Raw genomic sequence first — 8,398 nt, forward strand, 5'->3', positions numbered from 1 at the left:
CGAGAGCCATCCGCTGTTCCGGCTGCTACTTCTTGGTGGCGCGCCGCCCGCGTGTGGCGGCGGCCGGGCGCCAAGCACGCAGGTCGTCGTCGGTCAGGCCGTGCTCGCCCTGCACCATCTGCCGGTCGCCACGGAAGAACGCGGCTGGCGAGGCACCGAAGTTCGCGTCGAACTCGTCATGCCACTGCTCAAGCCAGGGCTGGAGTTCCAGCAGCCCGGCAAGGAACGGGGTCAGTTCCTCGGTGGTCAGGGCCTCGTGGGAGGCGATGTACGCGTCGAGGGCGTATGCCTGCTCCCGGTGGTCCCAGCCGGCCCAGCCGTAGAGGTCGGGGGTGGGGGTGTTGGTCTGCCCGTACGAGATGAACCGTTCCTTGGGCACGTCGAGCTTGCCGCGCGCCTTCCAGTAGGAGGGCCGCAGGAAGTCTGCCGAGGTGTACTTCGGCGGTACGGGGATCGCGTCCCGGATCTTCCGCTTGGCCGGCTCGTCCGGGGCGGAGTCTTCCTGCCGCTGGAGGTCCCATACGTGCTCCCAGTCCTCGCGCTTCTTCAGTCCGGAGGGCTTGTAGCGCAGGGCGGGGAGGAACGGCACATGTTCGTCGGTCATCAGCTCGGCGACGACGGCGGGAAGTTCCTTGCGGGGCGCGTAGATCTTGGCAACGGAGACGAAGTCCTCGTCGCGGGAGAGCACGTCCGTGAGCCGGGAGAGGCTGACGAGGGCGGGCATGTCGTTCTCGTCGAACCAGTGATCACGGTTCTCGATCCGGTCAAGCAGCCAGGACCGAAGCGCCTTCTCCTGAAGCGCGTCCCACCCCTCGGTGGCCCACCGCCGCTTGTACTCCGGCCGCTCGACCATCCCGATGACCCGGCTCGAATCAATGGCGTCGATCCGCTTCTGGACGACCTCGCGGTAGGCAAAGGGCCAATGGTGAGGCATCTCGGTTACGGGAGTAGATCCATGCCGCCTGAACCATTCGTCGCTGGCCTCGCCTGCGGCAGCCCGGCGGGCGAGCGCAATCTCGAAGGCCCGCTCGCCGAGGGCGAGTGTGGGGGTGTCTGGAGCGTTGGGGTCCTCGGAGGCGCGAAGGTCCTCACGGGCCAGGTGGTACAGCGAGTAGACCTGCCAGTCTAGCTCCTCCTGGAGGGAGATCATGCGTGCTTGGACGGATTGCCAAGCTGTGCGGGCCTCGCGAAGGGCGGTGGCGGTGGGGGTGCCGTTGGCTACCACGACGGACGGGCTGGTGGCCGCGAGCTCCTGAGCGAGGCCATCCAAAGCGGCGGCGAGGGGAGTGGGGTAGGCGGCGGGAAGGGGAAAACGATGAACATTGGATCCGTTGAATTGATAAAAATCCTCGAACGGCACGGTGGTCTGACGTGACCCCTGGGCATCCACCGTGCTCCCCATGTTGTGGCAGCGCATCTTAAGCCAGAAGCACGCCGTGGAGCTGTTCAGAATTCCGAGTAGATTCTGAAAATCATCGATCTCCGCATCGCTTGAAAGCTTAACGACTGGTGCGGATTGCTTGAATGCCGTGCCATTTCTGTCTAGCGTGAAGTGATTGTGTGTGGCGACAAACGAATAGGCGAGATACCAGGGGTGCGTATCCGAATCTTTAGGTAGCTGATGCCATTCCCACCAAGGGCGATTTGCGTGGAAATAATTTTGCCCGGAAAAAGTGGCTCGATTTCCCAATTCCGTCCGGTATGGCCATATGTCTGCCGACTGCAGAACCGCCGTCGCAAGCGGCTTGGGTGACCGATCGGGGGTGTATGGGAAGAGGGCGGAGTTTTCAGTCGACACGCCCCAATCGCGGAGCTCGTCGCCGCTAGCTGCAGGGGTGACTTCTTCTTTCAAGAGGTCGGACCAAGCGCGGGAGGGGCGAATCATCACATCGTCTGCGTGTGTCATGCCAACGAAACCGACGCGGACTGAGCCACCCTTGAGGGTGCCGTGCGCGTTTGCTTCGATCTCATCGACGGTTTCGCGGCCCCCAGCGGCAAGGATCCATGGGTGGCTCCCGAAAAAGCGTGAGCGTTCCAAGTCTTCAACGGAAACCCAGCTGCTGACTGAGTCGGGAAAGTCGATTTGACTCGTGATTGCTTGCCAGACCAGCCCGCTCTTGCCGCTCTCGGGCGTTGAAGGTTCTCCCTGGATTCCACGTACCGTTCTAATGGTCCCTGATCGGCTGGCCGTCGAGTTGTTTCTGCCAATGATGATAATCGTTGGTGTGCCGTGGCCCGGAATGTTGGCACCGGAGGTATCAATTACCTCCGAGATCTCGGTTTTGTGGGTGAAGAAATCCTCGATGAGTCGTTTTCCGAATTCCCTCTTGGTGAATGAACTTGCTGTGATTTGGCCGACCATCCCGTAGCCGTTTCCATCGGGTCCGCCTCGCTGGGCCAGCTCGAAGAACCTCTGTGCGAACGGAACGGACAGGGCGTAAGTCCCCGAACAGGCGTCATACAAATCGCGGTACAAGGCGTTAAGCTTCTTGTCCTTCACCGTGATGTAAGGCGGGTTTCCGACTACTACTTGGTACCGCCCCTGCTGCAAAATTCCAGGGTGCTCGTGCACATCCTCAGTGGCGTAAGCGAATGAGGCCAGAGAGTTGTACTCGTCATCGCCGCCCAGCCTCAGCTCCAGTTGTCGCGCTTTGATTAGTGAGTCGCCGACTGCCAGATGAATCGGCCACTCGTACCTCGAGGCCTCCGTCATCGTCCGCACGCCGCTCGATGCCATCGCGGCTACGAGCAACCGGAACCGAGCAATGGCAACCGCGAATGGGTTCAGGTCGACTCCGTGCACCGAATTGAGGGCAGTCCGGACTCGCTCGTGCACATCCTTGCCCGGTTGGCCCTCGCCCCACAGGCGGACCAGTCGCCGGAAGGCGCCCAGGACGAAGTGGCCCGACCCGCATGTGGGGTCGATCATCTTCAGGTCCTCGTAGCCGAACTCGCGGACCGCCGGGTCCATCGTGCGGTCGAGGATGAACTCCTCCACGAACTCCGGAGTCTGGAGCAGCGCATACGTCTTCCGTGCGGCTTCGCTCAGGTCCTGGTACAGGTCGCCGAGGAAGCGGGTGTCCCAGCCCTCGGTACCGTCCTCGTTCAGCTTGTCCGTGAAGTCGTGGACCAGGATTCCCGCCTCGTCACGCTCGCGCCAGAACGCGATCAGTTCGCGGGCGCCGTCGTGGGACAGGGGGATCTGAAAGAGGGGGTTGTGCTTGCGGTCGAAGAGGAGCCGGCCTGCCTGGCCCGCGCCGAGGTCCTCGAAGGCGCGCTCCAGCCAGCCGCGGAAGGTCGGGTCCGGGTCCTTGGTCACGTACTCCTCGTACCGGGCCAGGGCCAGGTCACGACGATCGGCATCCGGGGCCGTCAGGTAGGGCTCCGGGATGAGTTCGTTGTCCTCGCAGAAGCGGACGAAGACCGTGCCCAGGACCCAGGCCACCGCGACCTGCGTCACCCGCTCGTCCAGCCAGGAGTTCCACGTCGCCGCAGTGCGGCCCAGCTTGCGGGCCTGGTCGTACTCGGCGCGGAGGCGAGTACCTACCTCGGCGACGGCTTTGACTTGCTTGCCGAGGTCCGTCTCGACCGCCTTGACCTGCTTCTTGAGGTCTTCCAACAGGGCCTTGCGGTCGATCACTTGGTGTCTCCCTCGGGTCGATCGGTTACTGCTGTCGTGTTCGTCCTCGCGTCCTTGACCCACGAGTCCGGAAGTTCGATCCATTCGCCCAGGCCCGCTTGGTACGCCACCGCGACCTGGCCCAGCTTCGGCTCCCTGGCCGGGTCGCCTTGCGGGACGAGGAGCCACAGCCCTCGGCCGCCCTGGCGGGCCGCGTCCGCCAGCCGGTCCACGACGCCCATCGCGTCGTAGCGGGCGAAGGCCGAGGCCTCCGTGAGGAGGACGGGGCCGGAGCCGGCGGACGGGTCCAGCAGGGTGCGGATCTGGGGTTCCACCGAGCCCCAGGCCGTCCGAGCGTACTCCGCGAACTTCATCGCGCCTCGCGAGCCGGCCTCCGCCACGTCTGCCTTGAGGAGGGTTTCCCACGTCGGCTTCGAGCCTTCCGGGGCCAGTGCGTGCATGGCTTCCAGGAACAGGGCCGTCACCGAGACGGCCTGGGCTCCGATGGGGGCCGCGCCCAGCGCCCGTACTGCTTCCTCCGGGCGGTGGTGGTGCACGGTCAGGACGCGGTAGCCGTCGCGGCGGGCCGAGGCGGTCAGACGTTCCTTCGCGCGGACCGCGGCCGCCAGCGCCGGATCGTCCGCGTAGCGGGTGACGGCCCCGACATCGGTGGCCTGGCGCCACGCGCCCGTCGTGAGATAGCTGGACGCGCTGTCCATCCGCGTCGGGAGGTAGCGCAGGGTCTTGGTGTCCTCGCGCGTGGACAGGGTGAGGTCGAAGCCCGCATCCCGGAGGGCTTTGGTGAGGGGGCCTGCCGTCGGGAGGTCGTGGGAGAAGCCGCCGCGGGAGTCCGGCAGGACCAGCTCCGGGAAGCGGGCCCGGACGCGCTCGTGGACGTCCTCGCCCGTCACGCCCGGCTGGCGGGCGTCCGGGACGCCGGGGATGAGGCGGACCAGGCCGGCCTGGGTCAGGCGGAGGGCGCGTACCAGGGACAGGTCGCGCGGGTAGATCTCCAGGCGGGGGGTCGCCGCTGCGTTGAGGGAGGCGGCGGCAGCCAGCTCCACCAGGCGGCGCTCGTCCCACTCCACCGAGCCCGGCGGCGGAGTGAGGGAGCCGAGCTCGCCCAGGACCGTCGTCGCCGTCGGCAGGGTTTCGAGTTTGGCCAGGCGATCAGCCGTCTTCCCGAGGCGGGTGGCGTAGTCGAGCAGGCCCGGCGCCGTCGGGGTGTCCGGGGCGTCGTCCTCGCGGACGTCCAGGGCGAGGAGGCCCGCGCCCAGGGCCTCCTCGGTGGCCTTGCGGTTGGGCTGGTGCTGGAACTCGGCTTCCTCCGGCTCCAGTTGCTCCACCTCCACCACGGCCCGTACGGCGGCCAGCGCCAGCGCGCGGCGCTGCTCGCGCTCCGAGAGCTGCGTACCCCGGCGCACGGCGAGGGCGTCGGCGATCTCGGCGGCCGAAGCGACCCGGCCCAGATCAGACAGGAGGTCCAGGATCTCGGCGCGGAGGGCCTGGATCGCCGGGTGCTTCTTCCAGCGCTTGCGCTCTTCCTTCAGGAGCTGCGGGATGCGGCCGGCCGACAGGCCGAGCGCGTCCGCGATGTCCTTCTGCTTCGGCCAGACCCCGATGTCGGGGAGCTCGCCCTGCGCGTTGGGCAGGCGCAGGAGCAGGCGGACGGTCTCGACCTTGCTGTGGTTCGAGCGGTTGTTGTTGAGCTCAGGTACGAAGATCGTGGCCAGGGTGTCCAGGCTGACGGCCCGCAGCGCGGAGCCGCTGAGTCCGCCGGCCTCGTCCCCGGTGGCCAGCGTGCCGAGCAGCGCCGACTCGGTGGCGGACAGCTGGGCCAGTTCCTCCTTGGCCTCCGCCCGGCCCCGCGGGGTGAGCGGCGAGACCGGTGTCTCGCGCAGCCGGTCGCCCCACTCGCGCTGGCGGCGCTGCACCTCGCTCCGGGTCTTCGCACCCAGGCCGGGGGCGTTGAGGAGCTTGCGGCGGCTGTAGTCGAGGAGCTCGCCGACCGTGGTGACGTGCAACCCGTACAGGAACGCCTCGGCGGCCGGGGTGAGGCCGGCGGCCGACAGGTGGGTGTCGCGGGTGACCTCCGCCGCCAGCTGCTCGCGCTGCTGCTCCGCGGTGAGCGGCTCGGCGTCCGCGATGGCGGCCTGACCGGCATCGACGGCCGGGGTCTCGGAAGGCTCCGGGTGGCGGGAGCGGTGGCTGGACGGGACGGTCTGCGTGGCGTCCAGGAAGATCTTCTTCCAGGCGTCGCGCATCGGCTTCAGCTCGGGGAAGCGCCGGGCGGCGTCCCGGTGCAGGGCCTTCTCGAAGAAGGCGACCAGGCCGTCGCGCACACCGGGCTCGAAGGCGTCCTTCGCGATGGTCGGGTACGGGTGCTTCTTCGGGTCGGTCATCCGGGGCAGAACCGAGCCGTCGCCCCACTTGGGGAGCTCGCCCGAGGCCATCTGGTGCAGGGTGACCGCGACGGCGTACCGCTCGGCGTGGGAGTCGTAGGCGGTGCGGGTCAGCGTCCCGATGAAGGGGTCGAGGTAGCCCTCGGTACCGGCCTCGTAGTCCTTCGCCGGGTATCCGGCCAGGGAGAAGTCGATGAGGACGAGCTCGCGGGTGCGGTTCGGGCGGATGCGGATGGCGATGTTGTCCGGCTTGATGTCGCGGTGCCAGACACTCTCGCCCTCCAGGAAGTCGACGGCGCCGAAGAGGTAGTCGCCGTACGCCTCCAGCTGGTCGATCTGGAGCCGGCCGCTCTCACGGAGCTGGCGGGCGACGGTCTCCTCGCGGCGACGGGCACGGGGGGCGGCGGACTCCTCGCCCTCGCCGCTCTCCTCCCGCTCGTCGCCCACGTACTCCAGCACGAGGACGGTACGGTCGGCGATCTTCAGCGGCTCCGGCTCCACGAGCCGGATGATGCGGGAGTCGGCGCGCAGCCGCCCCATGATCTCGGCCTCGTGGGCGAGGATCTCGCCGCGGTTGTCGGAGAGCGCCACCTTGAGGACCGCGAGGGGACGCGTCTTGCGTCCGACGTGGTCCTGGTCGTGGACGAGGAAGGCCCGGCTGGTCGAGCCGGTGCCCAGGCGGCGCCGGACCTGCCAGCGGCCGCCCAGTACGTCGCCGGCGACGGCTTCGAGGGGGTCCTTCTCGGGGGCCTCCGGGACCGGGGGCCCGGCGGGGGTCGTGAGGGAGTCCTCGACGAGCTCCAGCATCTCCAGGAATTCGTCGATGCTGGAGAGGCGCTGGCTGGGCCGGTAGGCGGTGGCCGCCTGGACGAGGTCGTCGATGTCCTCGGAGAGGCCGTCCACCAGCGAGCTGGGACGCAGCCCCTCGCCCGCTTCGAGGCGGGTCAGCAGTTCCGCCTGGCTCGCAGCCGGCGCCCTGCCCGTGACGAGGAGGTAGGTGAGGACGCCGAGGCCGTACACGTCCAGGTAGACCGGGTCGGCGTTGAGCGCGGTCAGTTCGGGCGCCAGGTACGGGTCGGAGCCCTCCGCCAGGTGCATCGCGGACAGGGCGGTCGGAGCGAACCGGGTCGCCCCTTCCCCGGAGCCGCCCGTTCCGCTGCGCTGGGTGGCGATCTGCCAGTCGGAGATCTGCAGGTGCGGGGAGAGCCAGGCCGCGTCCTCGCCGAGTGCCTGCCCTTCGCGGCCCCGGTTGCGCGGCAGGACGTGGACGGAGCGGGCGGCCAGCGCCCGGTGGTGGATACGGCTGGAGTGCGCGGAGCGCATGGTCTCGGCGAGCTGGCGGACCAGGGCCATGCGCCCGAGGATGTCGAGCTTCTCGCCGTACTGGAGGAGGTACTCGTCCAGGCGCAGGGTCTGCGGGTGGTAGTCGAAGATCAGGGCGGGGCCCGAGACGTGCCCGGACGGGTCGTACTGCTTGAGCTGGACGACGCCGGGGTGGCGGAAGCGGCGCAGGACCGCCGCTTCGCGCCGGGCCGCGTTCTCGACCGATTGCCGGATCGTGGTGTCGGAGCCGCGTTCGCGCAGGTAGATACGGACGCGGGCGACCTCGGGCAGCTCGGTGTGCTCGGCGAGGTAGTCCGCCCAGGTCTCGCCGGAGTCGAAGGACTTCCGCTTCAGTTCGTACGGGCCGACCTTGTACTTGGCGTCGCTGGGGCGGACCCCGACGCGCTCCAGGGCGGCCTTGATCTCGCGGGAGTCGACGGCGGTGATCCGCCGGCGCTCGTCGCGCGGCGGCTGCTGCAGCATCGCGACCAGCTCGGCGACGGTGTAGACGCCGTTCTCGTCGTGGGCGGGAAGGCGGATGCGCAGGCCGTCGTCCGTGAAGCAGACGGCTTCCGCGACCCAGACGCGCTTGCCGTTCTGGCCGAGGAGCCCGGCGAGCTCCTTGGCCTTCTTGTTGACGAGGTGCAGGGGGTTGCCGTGCAGGACGCGTCGGCCGTTGGGCGCGGTCTGTACCCAGGTGCCGTTTTCGCTGGTCACGGAGCCGTGCCAGTTCTTGAGCTCGATCATGCAGACGCCGCCGGGGGCGATGACGAGCAGGTCGATCTCGCGGACGTGTCCGGTGTTCGCGGTGAAGGTGAAGTTCGACCAGGCTCGCCACGGGTCGGAGTCCGGGAGCTTCTCGCGGATCGCCTCCAGGCCGCGGTGCTCGTGCTCGTACTCGGACTCGGTGACCGTGGTCCACCGGCCTTCCCGCATGTGCCGCCCCCGCTTCGTCGCCTGGTGCTGGAGAGCTGCCCGGTTCGGCCATCCGGCGGTACGCAGCTCGAAGGGAGATCCTATCCGCGGGATGCGACATCCGGGGCAGGTACGACCA

General features: G+C 68.3%; 2 protein-coding genes. Both read right to left on the reverse strand.

What is annotated here, in order from left to right; translation table 11 throughout:
* Positions 1-25 precede the first annotated feature (25 nt).
* Complete coding sequence (pglX, locus tag AB0M99_RS15510) at positions 26-3,640, reverse strand: BREX-2 system adenine-specific DNA-methyltransferase PglX (protein ID WP_365920475.1); 3,615 nt, start codon at positions 3,638-3,640, stop codon at positions 26-28.
* Positions 3,637-8,280: a BREX system serine/threonine kinase PglW gene (pglW, locus tag AB0M99_RS15515; protein ID WP_365920477.1), complete on the reverse strand. Its 4,644-nt coding sequence runs from the start codon at positions 8,278-8,280 to the stop codon at positions 3,637-3,639. The genes pglX and pglW overlap by 4 nt, the downstream gene beginning before the upstream one ends.
* Positions 8,281-8,398: the final 118 nt, after the last annotated feature.

The organism is Streptomyces sp. NPDC051183 (genome assembly GCF_040682455.1).
Taxonomy (GTDB): Bacteria; Actinomycetota; Actinomycetes; order Streptomycetales; family Streptomycetaceae; genus Streptomyces.